A 21,824-nucleotide genomic window follows, 5' to 3' on the forward strand; every position below is an offset into this window, starting at 1 on the left:
GGAATCGGCATGAGCTTGATGGACAACCTGAAGAACCTGGTCGGCAAAGGCCAGGAGACCGCGGCAAAGAATTCGGACAAGATCAATCAGGCGGTCGACAAGGCCGGGGATTTCCTCGACCAGAAGACCAAGGGCAAGTATTCGGACAAAATCCAGAAGGGCAAGGAAGCCGCCCGCAAGGTGGTCCCGCCGGACCAGCAGGGTGGTCCCGGCCAGCCGCCCGGAGCCCCCGGCACGGATCCGCGTCCGTGAACCGTCGCCGCTCGCCGAACGGGGTTGCCCGCCGGCGGAGGTGATCCGGGGTGCGCCGGAGTTTCGGTGGTGAACCGGGGCAGTCCGATATCGAGGTGCGGCTGAGCAACCCGGACAAGGTGCTCTATCCGGCGACCGGCACCACCAAGGGCGCGGTGATCGACTACTACGCCGAGATCGCCCCGGCCATGCTGCCGCATATCGCCGGGCGGCCCGTCACCCGTAAACGCTGGCCCGACGGTGTGGCGGCGCCCTCGTTCTTCGAGAAGAACCTCGGCGCCGGCACACCGTCCTGGGTTCCGCGGCGTACCCAACGTCATTCCGACCGCGACGTAACCTATCCGGTGGTTTCCTCGCAGGCCGGATTGGTGTGGCTGGGTCAGCAGGCCGCGCTGGAGATACATGTGCCGCAATGGCGCTTCGCCGGCGACGAGCGCGGCCCCGCGACCCGGCTGGTGTTCGATCTGGATCCCGGTCCGGGTGCGGGGCTCGCCGAATGCGCGCGGGTGGCGCTCGGAATCCGGGATATGGTCGCCGAGATCGGGATGCGTGCCTACCCGGTGACCAGCGGAAGCAAGGGCATCCACCTCTATGTTCCGCTGGATCGGGCGCTGAGCCCGGGCGGAGCGTCGACGGTGGCCAAACAGGTGGCGGCGAACCTGGAGAAGTTACTGCCCGATCTGGTGACCGCCACCATGGCGAAAAAGGTCCGCGCCGGCAAGGTGTTCCTGGACTGGAGTCAGAACAACCCGTCGAAGACCACGATCGCGCCCTATTCGCTGCGCGGCCGCGAAGAGCCGAACGCCGCGGCGCCGCGCACCTGGGACGAGATCGAGGACACCGGCGAGTTGCGGCAGCTGCGCTTCGACGAGGTGCTGCGCAGGTACCGGTCCGACGGCGATCTGCTCGCCGCATTGGATCCGCCGCTCGACGACGCCCTGGTGAAATACCGTTCCCTGCGGGATCCGGCGCGGACACCGGAACCGGTACCCGACCGCCCGGCGCCGCGGACCGGCCCCGGCGACCGGTTCGTGGTCCACGAACACCACGCCCGGCGGTTGCACTGGGACGTCCGGCTGGAACGGGACGGCGTGCTCGTCTCCTGGGCGGTGCCCAAGGGGCCGCCGGACAGTCCGAACCAGAATCGCCTGGCCGTGCACACCGAGGACCATCCGCTGGAATACCTGGATTTCCACGGCACGATCCCGGCCGGCGAATACGGCGGCGGGGAGATGTCGGTCTGGGATGCCGGCACCTACCGGACCGAGAAATGGCGGGACGACGAGGTGATCGTGGTGCTGCGCGGCGACCGGCTCGACGGGCGGTACGCGCTGATCCGCACCGCGGGCGACCAGTGGCTCATGCACCTCATGAAGGACCAGCCGCCCGTCGCGGCCGAACTGCCGCGCGGGCTGCGGCCCATGCTGGCCACGAGCGGGGACGTGGCCGGCCTGCCCGAATCGGAGTGGGTCTTCGAACGGAAATGGGACGGTTTCCGGCTCATCGTGGAAATCGACGCGGGAGAACTCCGCTTGCGCAGCCGCGCGGGTAACGACGTCACCGCCCGCTATCCGCAACTCGCGGCGCTGGCCGGGCAGCTGGCCGGCCATCAGGTGGTGCTGGACGGGGAGATCGTCGTCCGTGGCCCGGATGGCGCCGTGAATGTGGCTCTGCTGAACGCGAATCCGCGGCGCGCGGAGTTCATGGCCTTCGACCTGCTCTACCTCGACGGCACCTCACTGCTGCGCAAACGCCACCGCGACCGCCGCCGGGTCCTGGAGGCGCTGGCCGCGACGGCGCCCGCGCTGAACGTGCCGTCGCCCTACGAGGGGAGCGGGGCGGACGCGGTCCGGCAGAGTGAACGCGACGGCGTGGAGGGCGTGGTCGCCAAGCGACGGGATTCGGTGTACCTGCCCGGAGCCCGCGGCCATGCCTGGGTGAAGCAGCGCAACTGGCGGACCCAGCAGGTCGTGGTGGGCGGGTTGCGGCGCAGCCGGGCCCGGCCGTTCGCCTCGCTGCTGGTCGGGATCCCCGGGCCGGACGGTCTGGTGTACGCGGGCCGGGTCGGAACCGGGTTCGGCGACGCGGAGATGCGTGAACTGGCCGCGCGGCTGCACCGGCTGGAACGTAAGACCAGCCCGTTCACCAACGAGATGTCGGTCGATGAACGCCGGGACGCGATCTGGGTGACACCGAAGATCGAAGGCACTGTGCGATACATGGATTGGACCGACGCCGGCCGATTCTGGCATCCGGCATGGCTGGGCGAGCTGTGACCGCCCAGGTGGCCGATGAACCGGCCCGCATGTCGAATTCGCTGGGTAATGTTGGATCTCAGCGAGTTCGAGCGAGGAGCAGACGATGGATTTCAAGGGCTTGGCCGACAAGGCTCTGGGTTTGGCGCGCAAGAACGCCGACAAGGTGGATCCGCTGATCGAGAAGGTGGGGGACGCCGTGGACAAGAAGACGGGCGGCAAGTACGCGGGACAGGTCGACAAAGCCCAGGAAGCAGCGCGAAAGGCTGTGCGCGACCAGAAGAAGTAGGGGTTTGCGGCGCGCGGGGTGCGCGAGACCCACCAGGGTTTCCCGCCGCGACGCAGAGGCGTCGGGCCGGGCGAAACCCTCACAGCAGGATTTCGACCACCAACGCTCCCGCGCATACCGCTACCACCACGACCAGCGCGAACACGTCATTGCGACCCGGGGAGGCCGGTCGCGCGGTGAGTTGCCCGGTGCCGCCGCGCGCCGTGATCGCCTCGCCCAGTTCCCCGGCACGCCGTGTCGATACGGCCATGGCGGCGGTGAGGATATCGATGACCGGGTCCGTGGTGCGGTGCAGCAGATCGGGTTTGGGACGCAGCCGTCGCGCGGCGCGCAGGATGCGGATCTCCTCGAGCAGCAGCGGGAGCCCGCGCAGGGTCAACGCCACCACCACCGCCAGTTCGTCCACCGGAACCCGGAATCGGCGTAGTGGGCGGCCGAGGGTGGCCAGGGCCGGGGCGATATCGCTCATGGGGGTGGTCCAGGCGATCAGCATCGAGGCCGCGACCAGGATCAGCCCGAATACGACCACCTGGGCGTAGCGCAGTAGTGCCGTCCCGCCGACGGGTAGGTTGACCACCGCGCCGAGGCCTATCAGGAGCCAGAACAGCAGTGGCAGCCGCGGCAGGACGCCCAGCGGGAGCCGCGCCACGACTCCGATGGCGATCAGGAACACGATCATGATGCCGAGGACCGGCCAGCTCGGCAGGACCATCAGCAGCAGGCTGATCAGGAACGCGGCGATCATCTTCGTTCCGGCCCACAGGTTGTGTACCGGGCTGGCCACCGGAACCCGGCGGAGCAGGACGGTGCTCATGACGTGCCTCCGTGATCGATGCCGTGGGCGTCGCCCGCGCGCGGGCGCCAGGCCGCGCCCGGGTGGGCCGGTCCGGGTGGCCGGACGGGCGGACCGGCGGCGGTATCGGCTTCCGGCGCGGGTAGCGGGAGTTGCTCGGCCGCGGCCTCCGGGATCTGCCCGGCGCGCAGATGCACGGTGCGGTCGCAGATGGCCGCCACATCCTCGACGTCGTGCGAGATGACGATCAGGGTCAGCCCGGAATCGCGCAGCCGGGCCAGGAGTTCGACGATATCGGCGCGGCCCTCGGGGTCGAGTCCGGCCAGCGGTTCGTCCAGGACCACCACCTGGGGGTGGGCGGCGACGATGGCCGCCAGCACCACTCGTTTCGCCTGGCCGCCGCTGAGTTCTTCGATAGAACGCGTGGTCAGTGACCGGTCCAGGCCGACCGCGTCCAGCGCTCTGCCCACAGTGCCGGACCCGGTGCCCTCGCCGCCCCAGTCGGCGATCTCCTCGCCGACGGTGTGGCGCTGTAGTTGCAGCCGGGAATGCTGAAAGGCCAGTTCTACCCGGCCGATCTGTTTGCTGACGGGTTTGCCGGCCAGTTCGCAGCGGCCGGTACTGGGCGCGATGAGCCCGGCCATGATCCAGGCCAGGGTCGATTTACCGGAGCCGTTCCCCCCGACCACCAGCAGCGCTTCGCCGCGCCGCACCGTGAGATCTACCCCGTGCAGTGCCGGCGCCTCCCAGGGCGTGCCCCGGTTGTAGGTGTGGCGGACTCCGCGCAGTTCCAGTATCGCCTCGCCCATGGGCCGACGGCGCTGCGCGCGGGCCGGTTTCGGCCAGGCCGGCAGATGGCCGACCATCCGGCCGGCCGCCAGGTGCACCACGCGGTCGGCGGCGGCGGCGTCGGCTTCGTGGTGGGTGACCAGTACCACGGCCATGGTGTGTCGTTTCGGGAGTTCGGCCAGCAGTGCGACCAGTTCGCGGCGGCCTTCCGGGTCGATCATCGAGGTGGCTTCGTCGGCGATGAGCAACGCCGGTCGGCGGGCCAGGGCCGCGGCGACGGCCAGCCGTTGCTGTTGTCCGCCGGACAGGGCCGCGGTCTCCCGGTCGCCCATGCCGTCCAGTCCGACCTCGTGCAGCAGGCCGTCGATATCGACCTCGACCGCGAGTTCGGTGGGCAGTCCCCACACGACGTCGTCGGCGACCAGGACGCCGAGGGTCTGGCTCTCCGGTCGCTGCAGTACCAGCGCGGTGCCGCCCAGATGGCCCAGGCCGGCCGAGCCGGGGCGGTCGACCGTGCCCGTGCTGGGTGGCAGGCCGGCCAGTAGCCGGGTGAGCGTGGATTTACCGGACCCGTTGTGCCCGACCACCGCGACGAATTCGCCGATCTCCACTCGGAGGTCGATAGCGGTGAGCGCGTCCGCGGGGGCGCCGGGATAGCGGTATCCGGCGGTGCGCAGGGTGACCGGCAGGGGCGCGATAGGGCGATCGTCGGCGGGCGCGTCGAGGCGGTCGGTGCCGGGGAGCCAGTCGAGGCGGTCCAGTACGGAACCGAGGACGAACCAGGACACCAGGGCGGTGACCACGGTCCCGGCCATGACGGTCCCGCCGATGTACAGCCACCACCACTGCAGCACCACTTCGGTGAGGTTCAGGACACCGCGGCCGAGGGGTTCGAGTTGCTGCTGGCGGGAAGTGAGGTTCGCCAGACCGGTGGCGGTGTTGCGGGCGGTGTCGAAGAGCAAGTTGCGGGTCGCGGAGAAGGCCAGCAGGAAACCGATCGAGAAGGCGCCCCAGGCGGCGCCGGCCAGGATCGATAGTCCGGTGACCGCGATGATGCCGCCGTGGCGGCGTTTGACGGTGCCGACGATGCCGCCGATGGTGGCGGTGGCGACCATCGCGATGGCGGCGGTGAGCCCGGCGGCCACGAAGGTGACCAGGGCGGCCGAGACCGACGCGGTGAGGACCGTCCGGAATCGGTAGCGGTGCGCGAGCAGGCCCATGGGGACCGCCGCGACGAGTTGGAGCGCGGCCGCGAACGGGATGACGGCGCCGACGGTGACCAGGCCGACGGTGACTCCGCCGAGTACCGCGCCGGTGGCCAGTTCGATCGGGCGCAATGCCGCGCCGCGCCCGCTCGGCGGCGAAGCGTCGCCCCCGGGGCCGCCGGCGCGTTGGTCCGGTTCGCCGGGACGGGTGGCTGCGAACTGGTCACTCACGAACTCAAGTCTGCCAGCTGGGCGGCGGGGCGCGAATCGAAGGTGTTGCAAGCATGCGCATTGACGCATATGTTGTTCGGGTGGGACATGATCATACGCATCAGGTATCACCCGAGAGCGCCTCCGGGAAATACGTCGGCCGACTGGCCCTGGCGCTCGCCATCGGGGTGGGGTTCATGCTGATCGAGCTGGTGGTCGCGCTGGCCACCGGGTCGCTGGCGCTGCTGTCGGACGCCGCGCACATGCTCACCGATGTGGTCGGCATCGCCATGGCGCTGTCGGCGATCGTGCTGGCGCGCAACACCCGCCCCAGTTTCACCCGCACCTTCGGCTATTACCGGGCCGAGGTGATCGCGGCCCTGGCCAACGCGGTGCTGCTCTTCGCGGTCGCCGGGTACGTGCTGATCGAGGCCGTGCGCCGATTCGGCGAACCCCCTGAGGTGCCCGGCGGCCCAGTACTCGTCGTCGGCGCGATCGGCCTCGTCGCGAATATCACGGCCTTCCTGCTGCTGCGCCGCGGCGCAGCGGAGAGCCTCAACGTCCGGGGCGCCTACCTGGAAGTACTGGCCGATATGGTCGGCTCCTTCGGGGTGCTGCTGTCCGCGGCGATCACGCTCACCACCGGCTGGCTCTACGCGGATATGATCGTCGGTGTCGCGATCGGGGTCTGGGTCCTGCCCCGCACCTACCTGCTGGCGCGGCGTTCCTTGCGCATCCTGTTCCAACACAGCCCCGAAGAGCTCGATGTCGAGAAGGTGGCGGCCGAACTGGCCGCGGTACCCGGCGTCTGCGATGTGCACGATCTGCATGTGTGGACGCTGACCTCGGGAATGGAGGTCGCCTCCGCCCACATCACCACCGCGGCATCCGATTCCGGCGACGAGATCCTGCGCGCGGCGCAGCGGTTGCTGGCCGACCGATTCCATATCCATCACGCCACCCTGCAGGTCGAGTCCACCGACACCGCCCGGCGCTGCGCCGAGTTGTCCTGGTAGCCCCGTCCGGGGCAATCGAGATATTCGGCCATAATGGCGGCATGGTGCAGCGTCCGTCGATCCGGGACTGGGATTTCCCGCGTGGTGTCGCCAGCGTCGCGCTCATGGCCGGATACGGCGCCGAGCACGGTGTCCCCGCCGCACTACTGCTGCGCGGCACCGACCTCACCGAAGCCCGGCTGCACGACCCCGACGCCCAGATCGACGCCCACACCGAACTCGCGGTGGTGCGCAATCTGGTGCGCGCGCTCGACCGGCCGGGGATGGGGGTCGAACTCGGCCGGCGCTATCGCATCACCACCTTCGGGATATTCGGTTTCGCGTGCGTCAGCAGCCCCACCCTGGCCGAGGCGATCGACTTCGCGCTGCGTTACCTGGAACTGAGTTTCACCTTCTGTCTGCCGGTGACCCAGTGGGAGAACGGCGAGTTCATCGGCCGGATCCATGACGAATCGGTGCCCGCCGACGTCCGCCAGTTCCTGGTGGAACGCGATGTGACGGCCATGCATCAGGTGATGAGCGATCTACTGGGGCGCCACCTCGCCCTCGTCCGGGCCGAATTCCGGTTCCCCGAACCGTCGTACGCCGATCTGATAGCCGATGTGACGGTGGCCCGGCCGCGGTTCGGGCAGCCGCACACTCTGGTCGCCATCGATCCGGCGATCCTGGACCAGCCGCTCCCGCAGGCCAATGAGCACACGCTGGCCATCTGTCTGGCGCAATGCCGTGACCTGGTGCACCGGCGTCGGGCGCGCACCGGGATCGCGGCGGAGGTGCGGGCGCGGCTGGTGCCGCGCGGCGGTACGGACGGACTCACCGCGCCGCCCGGTATCGACACGGTGGCCGCCGACCTCAATATGAGCACCCGCACCCTGCGTCGTCACCTCGACGCGGCCGGCACCAGCTATCGCGCACTACTGGACGAGGTGCGCCAGGCCCTGGCGGAGGAAATGCTGACCGCCACACCGCTGTCGGTGAGTGATGTGGCGATCCGGCTCGGCTATGCGGAGGCCTCGACTTTCATCTACGCGTTCCGGCGCTGGACCGGCGGCACCCCCGCCGCCTACCGTCGTGCGCGCGCCGGACGGTACTGAACCGGTTCAGAACGGTGTGCCGATCCAGCCGCCCATCGGCACACTGCGGAAATGCGTGATCAGCCGGTGGTCGTCGTCGACCACGTGCAGCGCTATCGCCGGATCGGGTGCGTAGTCCATCACCCGCTCGGGCGGCGCCAGCTCCCATTCGCCGCCCAACACCGACGCGGTGCTGGGCCCCATGAGCAGCGGCCGACCGGCGAATGTGCTGACCGCGGCGGTGTGCGCGTGCCCGGCCAGCGTCCCGATGATCCGCTCGTCACCGGAGATCACCGCGGCCAGGCGTTCGGGGCCGGCCAGCGCGATCGGGTCCACGATGGGGCTGTGCAGGAAAACCGGCGGGTGGTGCAGCGCCAGCAGGACGGCGGCCTCGGCCGGTGTGTCGGCGAGCGTATCGCGCAACCAGTCGTGGGTTTCGTCGGTGAGCCGTCCGCTGGACTGTCCGGGAACACTGGAATCCAGCAGGATCAGGGTGAGTCCGCCGACGCGGTGTACGTGGTTGATCGGATCGTCGAGCGGGGGGCCGCCGAGCAGGACCTCGCGGAACGCGGCGCGCTCGTCGTGATTCCCGGGAATCATGAGCACCGGTATATCGGCCTCGAGTGCCATCCGGGCCTCGGCGTACTGATCGGGTTTCCCGGAATCGGTGATGTCCCCGGTCACCACGATCACATCGGGCCGTCGTCGCAGATCCGCCAGATAGGCCATGACCCGCTGCGCACGTTCGGCATTACGGGTGCCGAGATCGAAATGCGTATCGCTGACCTGAGCCACCAGGATCATCCGGTACCTCTGCTTTCTGCGCGGCGTCGCGCGCGGCGTCGAGGCCGCTCGGTCCCGCCGCCCGGAGACTCGCGCACGACTTATGCGCGGTGGCGGGGTCGGGACGCAACCCGAGGGCCTCGTAGAACTCGGCGCCGGGTGGGTTCCGAGCCGATCGAACCCGCCCTATTCGCCAGTTTAGGGCAGATGGCCAGCACTGATACCACGGGTATGAGGCAGCCCACCGGCGTTCGGATCCGGCATACGGGTGTCGGGCGTTACCTCGGCAAGGCCTCCGCGGGCGGCACCGTCTACGCCGAAGAACCAGCGCGTTCGGCGGCCCGGTGGCCGGAACGGCGTGAGATCACCGGGTTGGGGGGAGACCGGGCGGCGGGCCGGGCAGCGGCGCCCAGAAGTCGTCGTCGGGTGGTGCTTCCAGGGCCAGCCGCGCGTCGGGCCGCCAGTCGGCTTCCAAGGTCAGCCGCCAGGAGTGCAGGTGGGTTCGCGGCGTCGTGCCCGAACGGTCGAACAGTGGATCGCCGAGTATGGGGTGCCCGACCCAGGCCAGGTGGACTCGCAGCTGGTGGCGCCGGCCGGTGATCGGGCGCAGGACGAGAACGGTGTGGTCGGGGTCGCGGGCCAGCACACTGAACTCGGTGCGCGACGGGTAGTTTTTCGTATCCAGCAGGTCCGCATCGGCGACGAACCAGCGGTCACCGGCGCGCTGAATGGTCTCCCGGGGGGCGGCGACGCGCACGCGGTTCTTGCGGCCGACGCTCAACGGGAGTTCGATCGTCCCGGTCTCCGGCAGCGGGTCCGCGCCGGCGGCCACGATCGCCAGATAGACCTTCTCGGCGGTCTGCTTGTTGAACTGGCGGGTCAGCGGCCCGTGCGCCGACAATTGCCGGGCGAACAGGATCAGGCCCGAGGTGACCTTGTCGATCCGGTGCACCGGATACAGCTTCTCGCCCGCGCTCTCGGCGGCGGCGACGATATCGATATCGTGCCGTTCTCCGGTGACGGAGATCCCGGCCGGTTTGTTCAGGGCGAGAATCGCCTCGTCCTCGATGAGGCGGTGCCGGGCACGCAGCTCGGGCCAGTCGATATCCACCGGTCGAGCGTAGGAGTCCGGCCCACGGCGGGGTCGAGCAGGTCACGGCGGCCGGCGAGCGCGAAACTCCCGGAATCCGGGATGGACCGCTGGCCCGGGCCGGTGGAGGCACAATGACGACCGTACGGCCGTGAGCCAGTGATAGCGCAGTACGGCGGTCCGGGACGCGCGCTCGCGCCCCGACCGCGTTCGACCATCGAAACGCCCGTCGAGCGGGTTCGTCGTGGGCCGCGGGCCCACCGGGCGCGAGAGCATGCCGGACCGACTTCCCGAGGGAGTACTGGTGGCCTCTTCGACTCCGCGCGCCGCCGACCGTGCCGGGTCCGGCGACTCTACGCACCGCCGCGTCCGCCGCGGACCGCAGGTACCTGCTTCGAAGGAGGCGCGTTGAGCGATTCCCGCCACGGTTCGGGTGGCGCGCGACTCGACGACGAACTGACCGATGCCCTGGTGGGCGCCCGGCGGTTCTTCACCCGGGCCGAGATCTCCCCGGACCGGCGGGCGATGTACGAGGTCGGCGGCCGCCGGGCCGACGAGTTCTACCGGGACCGCTGGAGTCACGACAGGGTGGTGCGCTCCACGCACGGCGTGAACTGCACCGGGTCGTGTTCCTGGAAGATCTACGTCAAGGACGGGATCATCACCTGGGAGACCCAGCAGACCGACTATCCCTCGGTGGGCCCGGACAAGCCCGAGTACGAACCCCGCGGCTGCCCCCGCGGGGCCGCGTTCTCCTGGTACACCTATTCGCCGACCCGGGTGCGTTACCCCTATATCCGGGGTGTGCTGCTGGAGATGTACCGGGCGGCCAAGGCGGCCACCGGCGATCCGGTCACCGCGTGGGAGACGATCGTCGAGGATCCCGAATCGGCGCGGCGGTACAAGTCGGCCCGCGGCAAGGGCGGGCTCGTCCGCGCGACCTGGGACGAGGCGACCGAGATCATCGCGGCCGCACATATCCACACCATCGCCCGCTACGGGCCGGACCGGATCGCCGGATTCTCGCCCGTTCCGGCGATGTCGATGGTCTCGCACGCCTCGGGCTCCCGGTTCGTCTCGCTGGTGGGCGGCACGATGCTGTCCTTCTACGACTGGTACGCGGACCTGCCGGTGGCTTCCCCTCAGGTGTTCGGCGACCAGACCGACGTCCCGGAATCGGGCGACTGGTGGGATGCCGGCTACCTGATCATGTGGGGGTCGAACCTCCCGGTGACGCGTACCCCGGACGCACACTGGATGACCGAGGCGCGCTACCGGGGGCAGAAGGTCGTCGCGGTCTCCCCGGATTACGCCGACAACGTGAAATTCGCCGACGAATGGCTGGCTCCGCATCCCGGCACCGACGGCGCGCTGGCCATGGCGATGGGACAGGTGGTGCTGCGCGAGTACTTCGTCGAGCGGGAGGTCCCGTATTTCACCAGCTATGTCCGCCAGTTCACCGATCTGCCGTTCCTGGTCCGTCTGGAGGAGAGCGACGACGGTTACGCGGCGGGCAAGTTCCTGACCGCGGCCGATCTCGACGGGCATGCGGGCGCGGAGAACGCGGCGTTCAAAACCGTGGTGCTCGACGCGGACGGCCGTCCGGTCGTGCCGAACGGATCGGTCGGGCACCGCTACGGCGAGGCCGGCGCCGGGAACTGGAATCTCGACCTCGAAGGCGTGCTGCCGCAACTGACGCTGCTCGGCGCGGATTCGGTCCCGGTGCGGCTGCCCAGGTTCGACGTCGCGGGCGCGACGGTCCGGCGCGGCGTACCGGTGCGCCGGGTGGACGGCCATCTGGTCACCACCGTCTTCGATCTCATGCTGGCGCAGTACGGCGTGCAGCGGGCGGGGCTGCCCGGTGTGTGGCCGGTCGACTACGACGACCCGGCCGAGCCGTACACCCCGGCCTGGCAGGAATCGATCACCGGCGTCCCGGCCGCGGCGGTATTGCGGATCGCGCGTGAGTTCGCGACCAATGCCGAGGAGAGTCACGGCCGCTCGATGATCATCATGGGCGCCGGCACCAACCACTGGTTCCATTCCGACACGATCTACCGCGCCTTCCTCACCCTCACCACGCTCACGGGCTGCCAGGGGGTGAACGGCGGCGGTTGGGCGCACTACGTGGGACAGGAGAAATGCCGGCCGATCACCGGTTGGGCACAGCTGGCTTCCGCCCTGGACTGGGCGCGGCCGCCGCGGCAGATGATCCAGACCGCCTTCTGGTACCTGCATTCCGACCAGTTCCGCTACGACTGGTTCGACGCCGACACCCTGTCGGCGGCCGGGAGCGGTGGCCGGCTGGCGGGAATGAGCACGGCCGATGTGATCGCGCAGGCGTCGCGGCTGGGCTGGATGCCGTCGTATCCGACCTTCGATCGCAACCCGCTGGACCTCGTCGAAGCGGCCGCGGCCGCGGGAGGGTCCCTGGCCGGGTATGTGGTGTCCGAATTACGTTCCGGTCGTATGCGCTTTGCGTGCGAGGATCCGGACGCACCCGAGAACTATCCGCGGGTGCTGAGTGTGTGGCGGGCCAACCTGCTCGGATCTTCCGCCAAGGGAAACGAATACTTCCTCGAACATCTGCTGGGCGCCGAATCCTCGTTGCGGGCCTCGCCGACCCCGGCCGGAGCGCGCCCGCGGGACGTGGAATGGCGACCGGACGCCCCGCGGGGCAAACTCGATCTGCTGCTCACCCTGGACTTCCGGATGACCAGCACCACGCTGTTCTCCGATATCGTGCTGCCCGCCGCCACCTGGTACGAGAAGCACGATCTGAACACCACCGATATGCACCCGTTCGTGCACTCGTTCAATCCGGCCATCGCGCCGCCGTGGCAGACCCGCACCGACTGGGACGCCTTCCTCGCCATCGCGGACAAGTTCAGCGAGCTCGCCGGCCCCCGCCTCGGGGTCCGTCAGGATGTGGTCGCGGTTCCGCTGTTGCACGACACCCCCGACGAGCTGGCCACGCCGCACGGCCGGGTCGTGGACTGGAAGACCGGGGACGCCGAGCCGGTGCCGGGAGTCACCATGCCGAAACTGGTGGTGGTGGAACGCGATTACGGGGCGGTCGCGGCGCAGATGGGCGCGCTCGGCCCGCTCGCGGAAAAGCTGGGCGGCACCACCAAGGGCGTTACCTACGACTTCGGTCCCGAAGTCGAGTATCTGCGGCACAAGAACGGCGTGGTCCGCGGCGGCCCGGCCGACGGGCGGCCCTCGCTGCGCCGCGGCATCCAGGCTTGCGAGGCGATCCTGGCATTGTCCGGTACCACCAACGGTCGCCTGGCCACCCAGGGTTTCCGTGCCCTGGAACAGCGCACCGGGGTGGAACTGGCCGATCTGGCCGCCGCGCACGAGGGCAAACGGATCACCTTCGCCGATACCCAGGCCGCGCCGGTGCCGGTGATCACCTCGCCGGAATGGTCGGGCTCGGAAACGGGCGGCCGCCGGTATTCGCCGTTCACCATCAATGTCGAACGCCGCAAACCCTGGCATACGCTCACCGGCCGCCAGCATTTCTATCTGGATCACGACTGGATGACCGAACTCGGGGAGGGGCTGCCGGTATATCGGCCGCCGCTGAACATGGCCGCGCTGTTCGGGGAACCGGGGCTGGGCTCGGTGGGCGAACTCGGGGTCACCGTCCGCTACCTCACCCCGCACAGCAAATGGTCCATCCATTCCGAATACCAGGACAACCTGTTCATGCTGAGTCTGTCCCGGGGCGGGCCGACGATCTGGATGGCGCCCCAGGACGCGGCGAAGATCGGTGTCGCCGACAACGAGTGGGTCGAGGCGGTCAACCGCAACGGCGTGGTGGTGGCGCGGGCCGTGGTCTCGCACCGGATGCCCGCCGGCACGGTGTACATGTACCACGCGCAGGACCGGCTCATCGATGTGCCGATCAGTGAGACCTCCGGTCACCGCGGCGGGATCCACAATTCGCTGACCAGGCTGCTCATCAAACCCAGCCACCTCATCGGCGGTTACGCCCAGCTCACTTTCGCGTTCAACTATCTCGGTCCGACCGGTAATCAGCGCGACGAGGTGACGGTGATCCGCCGTCGCAGCCAGGAGGTGAGCTACTGATGCGGGTGATGGCGCAGATGGCCATGGTCATGAACCTCGACAAATGCATCGGGTGCCATACCTGTTCGGTCACGTGCAAGCAGGCGTGGACGAATCGGTCGGGCGTCGAATACGTGTGGTTCAACAATGTGGAAACCCGCCCGGGGCAGGGCTATCCGCGTACCTATGAGGATCAGGACATCTGGCGGGGCGGGTGGGAACTGAACCGCAAGGGCAACCTGAAGCTCAAAGGCGGCGGCCGATTGCGGAAGTTGTTCAGCATCTTCAGCAATCCGATAATGCCCGGACTGAGCGACTACTACGAACCCTGGACCTACGACTACGAGAACCTCACCACGGCGCCCGCCCAGCGGCAGACCCCGGTCGCCCGGCCGAAATCGCTCATCACCGGCCGGGATACGAAAATCGAATGGTCGGCGAACTGGGACGACGATCTCGGCGGCGCCCCCGAATTCGGCGACCGGGACCCGCTGCTGCGCAAACTCGCCGAGCAGGTCCGGTTCGAATTCGAACAGACCTTCATGTTCTATCTGCCCCGTATCTGCGAGCACTGCCTGAATCCGTCCTGCGCCGCGTCCTGCCCCTCGGGCGCGATCTACAAACGCAGCGAGGACGGGATCGTGCTGGTCGATCAGGACCGCTGCCGCGGCTGGCGGATGTGCGTTTCCGGGTGTCCCTACAAGAAGATCTATTTCAATCACCGCACCGGCAAAGCCGAGAAGTGCACCTTCTGTTTCCCGCGAGTGGAGGTCGGCATGCCGACGGTGTGCGCGGAGACCTGCGTGGGCCGGTTGCGATACATAGGCCTTGTTCTCTACGACGCGGACAAAGTGCTGGAGGCCGCCGCCACACCGGACGAGCACGGGCTCTACGAAGCTCAGCGCGACGTCTTCCTGGACCCGGCCGATCCCGAAGTGCGCCGCGGAGCCGAGCGGGCCGGCATCCCCTGGGACTGGGTGGAAGCCGCCGACCGCTCGCCGATCTATGCCCTGATCAACACGTACAAGGTCGCGCTACCGCTGCATCCGGAATACCGCACGCTGCCGATGGTCTGGTACATCCCGCCGCTGTCGCCGGTAGTCGATATCGTCCGCGATACGGGTCACGACGCGGAGGACCACGGCAACCTCTTCGCCGCGATCGAGGCCCTGCGAATTCCGGTGGACTATCTCGCCCAACTGTTCACCGCCGGAGATCCGGGTCCGGTCACCGACGTGCTGCGTCGTTTGGCCGCCATGCGCAGCTATATGCGCGATATCAATCTGGGCCGGGCGCCGCGGGAGAGCATCGCGGAAGCGGCCGGTATGACCGGGGAACAGATCTACGATATGTTCCGGCTGCTCGCCCTGGCCAAATACGATGAGCGCTACGTCATTCCGCCGGCACACGCCGAATCGGCGCACGGCCTGGAAGAACTCGCCACCGAATGCAGCCTGGATTACGAAGGCGGTCCGGGAATGACCGGTTCAGGGCCGTTCGGCGAGAGTTCAGGCGGGGTATCGCCCATCGCCGTGGAGAACTTCCGCATGCTGCGCAACCGGCAGACCGCCGATACCGCGACCAGCGTCGGCGGGCACGGCCGGGTGAATCTGCTCAACTGGGACGGCAAAGTCCCGGACAGGCTTTTCCCACCGGCCCAGGACGATCCGGCTGCCGGTGAAGCGGGTGAACGGCTGTGAAAAAGGCGAAGCCCCTGGACCCGGCCACCCGGGCCGCCGCCTGGCAGGCACAATCCCTGCTGCTCGGGTATCCCGACGAATCCTTGCGGCGCAATCTCGGACTGCTGGGGAGGGTGGCCGCGTCGCTGCCCCCGCCGGTCGGCGCCCCGCTGACCCGATTCCTCGGCCACGTCCGTACCAGTTCGGTCTTCGAACTCGCCGCCGACTATGTGGCGACCTTCGACCATCGCAAGCGTTTCAGCCCTTATCTCACCTACTTCGCGTACGGCGATACCCGCAAACGCGGGGTCGCGCTGCTGCGTTTCAAACAGGCGTACCAGGCCGCCGGACTGAAGCTGACGGAGGACGAGCTGCCCGATCACCTGTCCGTGGTGCTCGAGTTCGCCGCGTCGGGCAATGCTGAGGCCGGGTTGCGGTTGCTCGCCGAGCATCGCGCGGGCCTGGAGGTGATGCGCCGGGGACTGCGGAATACCGGCTCACCCTGGGCGGACGTGCTCGAATCGGTCACCGCGACCTTGCCCGCTCTGGTCGGCTCCGAAGACGAGGCGGTAGCCCGGCTCATCGCCGAAGGCCCACCCGAGGAAGCCGTGGGACTGGCTCCCTTCACCCCACCGCAGTATCTCCCCGATCCGGTCGTAGCCCGGCCCGGCCCCGCCGGAGACGGGGCCATGAACACTCGGGCACGCCGGTGATTGCCCCGCTGCATGCCGCCGCAGCCGGTGACGTCAGCGCCTTCGACGTCATCCTGTGGGTCGCGCTGCCCTACGCCGCTATCGCGATCTTCCTGGTGGGCCACTACTGGCGTTACCGCTACGACAAATTCGGCTGGACCACCCGCTCCTCGCAGCTCTACGAGAACCGGCTGCTGCGGTTGGGCAGCCCGCTGTTCCACTACGGAATCCTGCTGGTGATCCTGGGCCATATCGTCGGCCTGCTCATTCCCGAGGGCTGGACCGAGTCGGTCGGCGTCGGCGAATCCGTCTATCAGGCGTTGTCCGCCGCTCTCGGCATCCTCGCCGGCGCCGCCACTCTCGCGGGCGCCGCCATTCTGATCTACCGCCGCCGCACCACGGGACCGGTGTTCTCGTCGACCACCGGCAACGACAAGATCATGTACGTGCTGTTGATCGGCACGCTGCTGCTGGGCTTCGGCACCACGGTCGTCAACAACGCCACCAACCACCCGCACGACTACCGCCAGACGGTCTCCCCGTGGTTCCGTTCCATCCTCTCCTTCCGCCCGGACACCGATCTCATCCTCGCCGCACCGATCGGCTTCCAACTGCACGTCCTCGCGGCCTGGCTGCTGTTCGCCTTCTGGCCGTTCACCCGGCTGGTGCACGTGTTCTCCATGCCGATCGGGTATCTGACCCGGCCCTACATCGTCTACCGCAGCCGCGATCCCGAGCCGAGGTCGCGGCCGGAGCGGCGGGGGTGGGAGCGGATCCGGTAGACGCTCGCACGGCGGGCTCGCCAGGGTCGGTAACTGCCGGGCTCAGTGGTGCGAGAAGCCGCGAGCGGGTGTTGCTCGATTACGTAAACTCACCGTCGTGGTCGATCCGGGCGCAGCACGGCGGGAGCCTGTATGAATGCGAAGCATCCGTTTCCGCTCGGTCGCCCTTCCTCGACGGCCGAAGCCGCGGCGATTCGTGCGAACGACTGGGCGGCCTTCCGCGACCTCGAATTTCTGTCCGATCATTGGACGACCAAGGCGTGGGCTCCCGGCCGAACCGGCTACTACTGGTATCTGACCTTCCACGATCCCGCGTTGGCCGACCTCACACAGCAGTGTCAGAAACGTCTGGAACACGACGGTATCGACCTCGTTCCCCGGGATGGCCTGCACGTCACTTTGCTCGGCCTCGGTCGTGCCGACCAAGTCTCCGATGAACAGCTCGCACAGATCACCGCCGAGGCGAGCGCACGACTGTCCACGCTTGCTCCGTTCGAGCTCGCGGTCGGGCCGCTGACCGGATCTCGCAGTGCGCTGCGCTTTTCCGTCACTCCGTGGGATCCGCTGCTCGAATTGCATCACATGTTGCGCGCAGCGACTGCTGGTTCCCAGCGTGCCCGCAGGCTCGCCGAAACCGCAGACTTTCGACCTCACCTCGGGATCGGATACATCAGCCGGACTCTCGACGTCGCATCCGTGATCGGTGACGTCGCTGCGTTGCGAGCATTGCCGCCGGTGACGGTCCGTGTGGACAGTGTCGACCTGGTCGAGCTGAGGCGCGAAGGACGGGCATATCGCTGGACCGACCTCGCGGTGCTTCCCTTGGGCGGGACCTCATCCCTCCGGCGCAGAGAAGCCGCGAGCGGTGCACGACCAAACTTGCAATGAACCGAGATACTCCTCTGATGCTCGTGCTGGAAACCGTCCGATGGCTTTGCCGAAATCATGGGCCCGTTGCCAGACCGATCGGATCGGCCGATCTTCAGATGCCTCGAGAGCTTCGATGCGGCATGCATTCTCGAATGCAGTGACCGGGTTTGCGGTCGGGTTCAGGCCCCGGCCGCGAACTCTTGGAGGATCCGCGTCAGCGACGCCGAGTCCTGCAGCATCGGCAGGTGTCCCGTCGGCATCTCGCGGCGGAAATCCGGGTTGAGCTCGGCGGCATGCTTTCGTTGCGACGCGAGGGGGATCTCCCGGTCGATCGTGGTCGTGACGTATCCGCTGCGGGCCGGAAATGTGCGCGGCGATACGCCGTCCCGGTAGAGGCGCTGCGATTCCGGTTCGAACTCCGCGACGACGCGCGCGATCTCGGCGTCGCCGAGCCCCGCGCACAGCCCGGAGCGAATCACTTTCTCGGGAGGCCGGGTTCCGGCGAGCCGCATGATCGCGCCGACGACAAAGCGTTGTGGCGTGGGCAGTGCGCCGAGGAATGACGTTCCGGCGGCGGGGATCGACGCGGCGATGCCGAGCAGGCCGTCGACGCGATCGGGTGCCATCGCCGTGATCTCGCCGGCCACGACGCCGCCGATGGAGTGCGCCACGATGGTGAACGGCCCGTCGGGTGCTTGTGCCAGAGCGGTGTCGGCGTAGTCGTGGAGGGTCGCGCCGTCGCGCTTCGGATAGGCGGCGACCACCGATTCGACGGGCAGGGACGCGCGAACGTCGTCCCAGATCCAGGCTGGAAGCCCGGCACCGCTGAGGAAAAGGATCGGTGTCGCCTGCGGTCTGGTGTTCATCTGTTCTCCTCGGACGGCTCGATTGCGCTCGTGACAGTAGTCAGCTGCTCCGACATATCGCCGCGTATACCGCTCCGGACGCGGTGGCGGTGTCCGACCTCATGGCCGAATTGGTGGACTGGCTCGACGCAGCGGAAGCGTCGCATCCGCTGGTTCGGGCCGCGATGGCGCACCTGCATCTCGTATCCATACATCCTTGGGCCGACGGAAATGGCCGGATGTCGCGCTCATTGCAGACGTTGATGATCGCGCGGGAGGGCGTGCTGGCGCCGGAGTTCTCCGCGATCGAGGCATGGCTCGGCCGACCCGGCAATACCTGGGAGTACTACCAGGTTCTGAAGCGTCGCGGCAGCGAGTACCGGCCGGATCAAGATGTCTCGGAGTGGATCCGGTTCAATCTGACCGCCTACGAGAACCTGAACCTCCGGGACCTGCGTGAGCTCGTGCGTAGAGAGATTCTGGAACCGGTGGGGCGCACTCGCGCCCGCTTCTATGTCGCGGGTGCGCGGTTTCCCGAGTCGGTGTCGGAGGTCGCGCGGACGCCGACGACGTTGAGCGATCCCTACGTCGTCGGCTGACTGTCACTGCTGCCGCAGCGCGGCAGGCTCTTCCGGGGGCAGCGACGCGATTTCGGATGGGACGGATGGGCGGGCGTCGGCGAGGGTCGCACCGGCGCTCGCGAGGACCACCAGGGCGATGCCCGTCCATTGCAGCGGCTGCAGGCCCTCGCCGAGCAGCAGCAGCCCGACGAGCGCGGCGACGGCGGGGCCCATGCTCATCATCACGCCGAAGGTCGAGACATCCATCTTGCGCAGCGCGTTCAGTTCGATCGCGTGCGGGACGAGTGAAGTGAGGACGGCGATCGCGACGGCCCCCGCCAGGAACCAGGGGTCGAGCCGGAGATCCGCGGCTCCGGTCAGCAGCATCGGCACGGCGACCAGGGTGCCGAGCCCGAGGGCGAGCGCGAGGGCGTCGTTGGTCGCGGTGTAGCGGGCCACCGCCTTGCCGAACACGATGTAGCCGGCCCAGCCGAGGCCGGAGAGCACTGCGAAGGCGATCCCGGTCCAGGAGGCCGTGCTCCCGAAATCGGTGAGGAACAGCACCCCGGCGCCCGCGGCCGCGGCGAGTATCAGATTGGCCGGGCGCCAGGACGTGAAAAGGCTGACGCACAGCGGGCCGAGGAATTCGATGGTGACCGCCATCCCGAGCGGGATGCGTTCGATGGCGGCGTAGAAGCTGAGATTCATCACCGCTATAGCGATGCCGAGCGCCACAATGCCGGGGACAGCGCGCGGGCTGATTCGGAAAGAGGGCCGCCAAATGAGGAGCGCCATGATTCCGGCGAGTGCGATACGCAGGCAGACGGTTGTATGCGCTCCGGCTATTTCTATCAGATTTTTGGCCACGGCCGAGCCGAGATGAATGCATATCATCGCGGCGATTACGAGCACCGGAGCCGGCATGCTCCGGGTTCGCTGTCCACGTCCTGACACGCTCGATAGGGCGGGACTTACTGCGGGAGTGAGTGTCACGGCGTCACAGTAGTATTCGAAATAACTAATAGCCGACCGCACGGTTTCCCGCAGGCGGGGAATGCGCGGATTCTCGGTATTGCGGGGGTCCGGTTAACGAAATATTTACCGCGGGGATTTCCGGTTTCGGTACGGATCGCGGGGATCGACCTGTCCCGCGCAGGTGTGCCGCGGGCCGGGCCGCCGCCGCGGGCCCTGGTCGGCCGATGCGAATCCGTGTTAACTTAGCTTCGAACGGTCATTAACTTGATCAGCTGGAACGAGCATCTCAGGAGCGACTATGCAGTCCGCCGTCATCGTCGATGTGGTTCGTACGCCGTCCGGGAAGGGCAAGGTGGGCGGCGGGTTGTCCGGGGTGCATCCCGCGACCCTGCTGGCCGGGGTGCTCGGTGAGCTGATCGCCCGTAATGATCTGGATCCCGCCCTGGTCGACGATGTGATCGGCGGCTGCGTGACCCAGAGCGGGGAGCAGGCGTTCAATATCTCCCGCACCGCCGTACTCGCGGCCGGGTTCCCCGAATCGGTGCCGGCCACCACCGTGGACCGGCAGTGCGGTTCCAGCCAGCAGGCCGCGCATTTCGCGGCGCAGGGCGTGATCTCGGGTGCGTACGACATCGCCATCGCCTGCGGTGTGGAGTCGATGAGCCGGGTGCCGATGTTCTCCAACGCGCAGGGGCAGGACGCCAATCGCGGGCCGATCGCGCACCGGTATCCGGAAGGTCTGGTGCAGCAGGGCGTGGCGGCCGAGATCCTGGCCGCCCGTTGGAACTTCGATCGGGCCGCCCTCGACGAATTCGCCGCGCGGTCGCATCGGCTGGCGGCCGAGACCGCTGCGGCCGGCGGATTCGACCGGGAACTTGTCGCCGCCGGCGAGCTGACCGCCGACGAAACCATTCGCGCCGGGTCCACCCCCGAAAAGCTCGCGGGGCTGAAACCGGCGTTCGCCGACGAGCAGTACACGCGGCGGTTTCCGGAGATCGACTGGTCCATCACGCCGGGCAACTCCTCGCCGCTCACCGACGGCGCTTCGGCGGCGCTCATCATGAGCGAGCGGATGGCCGCGAAGCTGGGGCTGCGGGCGCGGGCCCGTTTCCACTCGTTCTCGGTGGTGGGCGACGATCCGCTGCTCATGCTCACCGCGGTGGTGCCCGCGTCGAAGAAGGTGCTGGAGCGGGCCGGGCTCGGAATCGACGATATAGACGCCTACGAGGTGAACGAGGCGTTCGCGCCCGTGCCGCTGGTCTGGCAGCACGAGCTGAAGGCCGACCCGGCGAAGCTCAATCCGCGCGGCGGGGCGATCGCCCTCGGTCATCCGCTCGGCGCCTCGGGTGTGCGGATCCTCGCCACGTTGGTCAACCATCTCGAGCAGACCGGCGGACGCTACGCCTTGCAGACCATGTGTGAGGCGGGCGGTCTGGCGAACGCCACCATCATCGAGCGGCTCTGACTCGGCCGGTTCTCGATCGCCGCCCGGGCCGTCGGCCCGCAGCGGGGTATTCGGTGGTGATGCGCCGCGGGCCCGGGCTGTGGTTCGGGCTTGCCACCGGACTTCCGGGACCGCGGCGCGGCCCGGG

Annotated in this window: 18 protein-coding genes; 12 read left to right on the top strand and 6 right to left on the bottom strand. The window is 68.3% G+C overall.

Features of this window, described 5'->3' with window-relative positions; genetic code table 11:
- Positions 1–9 precede the first annotated feature (9 nt).
- From OG804_RS25595 to OG804_RS25605, 3 genes are all read left to right on the top strand, one after another.
- A complete protein-coding gene (locus OG804_RS25595) occupies positions 10–252 on the top strand; it encodes an antitoxin (RefSeq protein ID WP_328390662.1) in 243 nt (80 codons plus the stop codon).
- A 50-nt stretch (positions 253–302) separates the two neighbouring features.
- Positions 303–2,528: an ATP-dependent DNA ligase gene (locus tag OG804_RS25600; protein WP_328390664.1), complete on the top strand. Its 2,226-nt coding sequence runs from the start codon at positions 303–305 to the stop codon at positions 2,526–2,528.
- A gap of 85 nt (positions 2,529–2,613) precedes the next feature.
- On the top strand, positions 2,614–2,796 hold the full coding sequence (locus OG804_RS25605) for an antitoxin (protein WP_328390666.1): 183 nt from the start codon (positions 2,614–2,616) through the stop codon (positions 2,794–2,796).
- A 79-nt stretch (positions 2,797–2,875) separates the two neighbouring features.
- Here OG804_RS25605 and OG804_RS25610 read toward each other — a convergent pair whose 3' ends face one another.
- Both OG804_RS25610 and OG804_RS25615 read right to left on the bottom strand, forming a co-directional pair.
- Positions 2,876–3,610, bottom strand: a complete 735-nt coding sequence (locus OG804_RS25610) for an energy-coupling factor transporter transmembrane component T (RefSeq protein WP_328390667.1) — start codon at positions 3,608–3,610, stop codon at positions 2,876–2,878.
- Positions 3,607–5,814 carry an ATP-binding cassette domain-containing protein gene (locus OG804_RS25615; protein WP_442941630.1) on the bottom strand — a complete coding sequence of 736 codons (2,208 nt, stop codon included), beginning with the start codon at positions 5,812–5,814 and terminating at the stop codon, positions 3,607–3,609. The genes OG804_RS25610 and OG804_RS25615 overlap by 4 nt, the downstream gene beginning before the upstream one ends.
- Before the next feature lie 80 nt (positions 5,815–5,894).
- On the opposite strand from OG804_RS25615, the gene OG804_RS25620 reads away from it, so the two are divergent.
- A complete protein-coding gene (locus OG804_RS25620; RefSeq protein ID WP_328390669.1) occupies positions 5,895–6,809 on the top strand; it encodes a cation diffusion facilitator family transporter in 915 nt (304 codons plus the stop codon).
- A 41-nt stretch (positions 6,810–6,850) separates the two neighbouring features.
- Complete coding sequence (locus OG804_RS25625) at positions 6,851–7,903, top strand: AraC family transcriptional regulator (RefSeq protein WP_328390671.1); 1,053 nt, start codon at positions 6,851–6,853, stop codon at positions 7,901–7,903.
- A gap of 6 nt (positions 7,904–7,909) precedes the next feature.
- Here the strand turns inward: OG804_RS25625 and OG804_RS25630 are convergent, their stop codons facing one another.
- Together OG804_RS25630 and OG804_RS25635 are read right to left on the bottom strand one after the other, a co-directional pair.
- A complete protein-coding gene (locus OG804_RS25630; protein WP_328390673.1) occupies positions 7,910–8,686 on the bottom strand; it encodes a metallophosphoesterase in 777 nt (258 codons plus the stop codon).
- Positions 8,687–9,029: 343 nt separating this feature from the next.
- Positions 9,030–9,776: an RluA family pseudouridine synthase gene (locus OG804_RS25635; protein ID WP_328390675.1), complete on the bottom strand. Its 747-nt coding sequence runs from the start codon at positions 9,774–9,776 to the stop codon at positions 9,030–9,032.
- A gap of 387 nt (positions 9,777–10,163) precedes the next feature.
- Here OG804_RS25635 and OG804_RS25640 point away from each other — a divergent pair, with 387 nt between their 5' ends.
- The 5 genes from OG804_RS25640 to OG804_RS25660 all read left to right on the top strand — a co-directional run bounded on the left by OG804_RS25640 (position 10,164) and on the right by OG804_RS25660 (position 17,870).
- Positions 10,164–13,850 (top strand): nitrate reductase subunit alpha, encoded by a 3,687-nt coding sequence (locus OG804_RS25640; protein ID WP_328390677.1) that lies wholly within the window; start codon positions 10,164–10,166, stop codon positions 13,848–13,850.
- Positions 13,850–15,529 carry a nitrate reductase subunit beta gene (gene narH, locus OG804_RS25645; RefSeq protein WP_328390679.1) on the top strand — a complete coding sequence of 560 codons (1,680 nt, stop codon included), beginning with the start codon at positions 13,850–13,852 and terminating at the stop codon, positions 15,527–15,529. Before OG804_RS25640 ends, narH begins: the two co-directional genes overlap by 1 nt.
- Complete coding sequence (narJ, locus tag OG804_RS25650; protein WP_328390681.1) at positions 15,526–16,221, top strand: nitrate reductase molybdenum cofactor assembly chaperone; 696 nt, start codon at positions 15,526–15,528, stop codon at positions 16,219–16,221. The genes narH and narJ overlap by 4 nt, the downstream gene beginning before the upstream one ends.
- Positions 16,218–16,982: a respiratory nitrate reductase subunit gamma gene (gene narI, locus OG804_RS25655; protein WP_442941632.1), complete on the top strand. Its 765-nt coding sequence runs from the start codon at positions 16,218–16,220 to the stop codon at positions 16,980–16,982. The genes narJ and narI overlap by 4 nt, the downstream gene beginning before the upstream one ends.
- A 132-nt stretch (positions 16,983–17,114) precedes the next feature.
- Complete coding sequence (locus tag OG804_RS25660) at positions 17,115–17,870, top strand: 2'-5' RNA ligase family protein (RefSeq protein ID WP_328390683.1); 756 nt, start codon at positions 17,115–17,117, stop codon at positions 17,868–17,870.
- A 161-nt stretch (positions 17,871–18,031) separates the two neighbouring features.
- On the opposite strand, the gene OG804_RS25665 is transcribed toward OG804_RS25660, so the two are convergent.
- Positions 18,032–18,718 carry an alpha/beta fold hydrolase gene (locus OG804_RS25665; RefSeq protein ID WP_328390685.1) on the bottom strand — a complete coding sequence of 229 codons (687 nt, stop codon included), beginning with the start codon at positions 18,716–18,718 and terminating at the stop codon, positions 18,032–18,034.
- On the opposite strand from OG804_RS25665, the gene OG804_RS25670 reads away from it, so the two are divergent.
- Positions 18,694–19,296 carry a Fic family protein gene (locus tag OG804_RS25670; RefSeq protein ID WP_328390687.1) on the top strand — a complete coding sequence of 201 codons (603 nt, stop codon included), beginning with the start codon at positions 18,694–18,696 and terminating at the stop codon, positions 19,294–19,296. The genes OG804_RS25665 and OG804_RS25670 overlap by 25 nt on opposite strands.
- 3 nt (positions 19,297–19,299) lie before the next feature.
- Here the strand turns inward: OG804_RS25670 and OG804_RS25675 are convergent, their stop codons facing one another.
- A complete protein-coding gene (locus tag OG804_RS25675) occupies positions 19,300–19,965 on the bottom strand; it encodes an EamA family transporter (protein WP_328390689.1) in 666 nt (221 codons plus the stop codon).
- Positions 19,966–20,530: 565 nt separating this feature from the next.
- Between OG804_RS25675 and OG804_RS25680 the strand changes: the two genes are divergently transcribed.
- Positions 20,531–21,697 carry a thiolase family protein gene (locus tag OG804_RS25680; protein ID WP_328390691.1) on the top strand — a complete coding sequence of 389 codons (1,167 nt, stop codon included), beginning with the start codon at positions 20,531–20,533 and terminating at the stop codon, positions 21,695–21,697.
- The last annotated feature ends 127 nt before the right edge of the window (positions 21,698–21,824 follow it).

This window comes from Nocardia sp. NBC_00416 (assembly GCF_036032445.1).
Taxonomy (GTDB): domain Bacteria; phylum Actinomycetota; class Actinomycetes; order Mycobacteriales; family Mycobacteriaceae; genus Nocardia.

What these genes read in the sequence shown, in the direction of transcription:
- OG804_RS25680 (WP_328390691.1), top strand. Translation starts at nt 20,531, where the DNA reads ATGCAGTCCGCCGTCATCGTCGATGTGGTTCGTACGCCGTCCGGGAAG.
- OG804_RS25605 (WP_328390666.1), top strand. Translation starts at nt 2,614, where the DNA reads ATGGATTTCAAGGGCTTGGCCGACAAGGCTCTGGGTTTGGCGCGCAAG.
- OG804_RS25660 (WP_328390683.1), top strand. Translation starts at nt 17,115, where the DNA reads ATGAATGCGAAGCATCCGTTTCCGCTCGGTCGCCCTTCCTCGACGGCC.
- OG804_RS25630 (WP_328390673.1), bottom strand. Translation starts at nt 8,686, where the DNA reads ATGATCCTGGTGGCTCAGGTCAGCGATACGCATTTCGATCTCGGCACC.
- OG804_RS25675 (WP_328390689.1), bottom strand. Translation starts at nt 19,965, where the DNA reads ATGAATCTCAGCTTCTACGCCGCCATCGAACGCATCCCGCTCGGGATG.
- OG804_RS25665 (WP_328390685.1), bottom strand. Translation starts at nt 18,718, where the DNA reads ATGAACACCAGACCGCAGGCGACACCGATCCTTTTCCTCAGCGGTGCC.
- narH (WP_328390679.1), top strand. Translation starts at nt 13,850, where the DNA reads ATGCGGGTGATGGCGCAGATGGCCATGGTCATGAACCTCGACAAATGC.
- OG804_RS25595 (WP_328390662.1), top strand. Translation starts at nt 10, where the DNA reads ATGAGCTTGATGGACAACCTGAAGAACCTGGTCGGCAAAGGCCAGGAG.
- OG804_RS25625 (WP_328390671.1), top strand. Translation starts at nt 6,851, where the DNA reads ATGGTGCAGCGTCCGTCGATCCGGGACTGGGATTTCCCGCGTGGTGTC.
- OG804_RS25610 (WP_328390667.1), bottom strand. Translation starts at nt 3,610, where the DNA reads ATGAGCACCGTCCTGCTCCGCCGGGTTCCGGTGGCCAGCCCGGTACAC.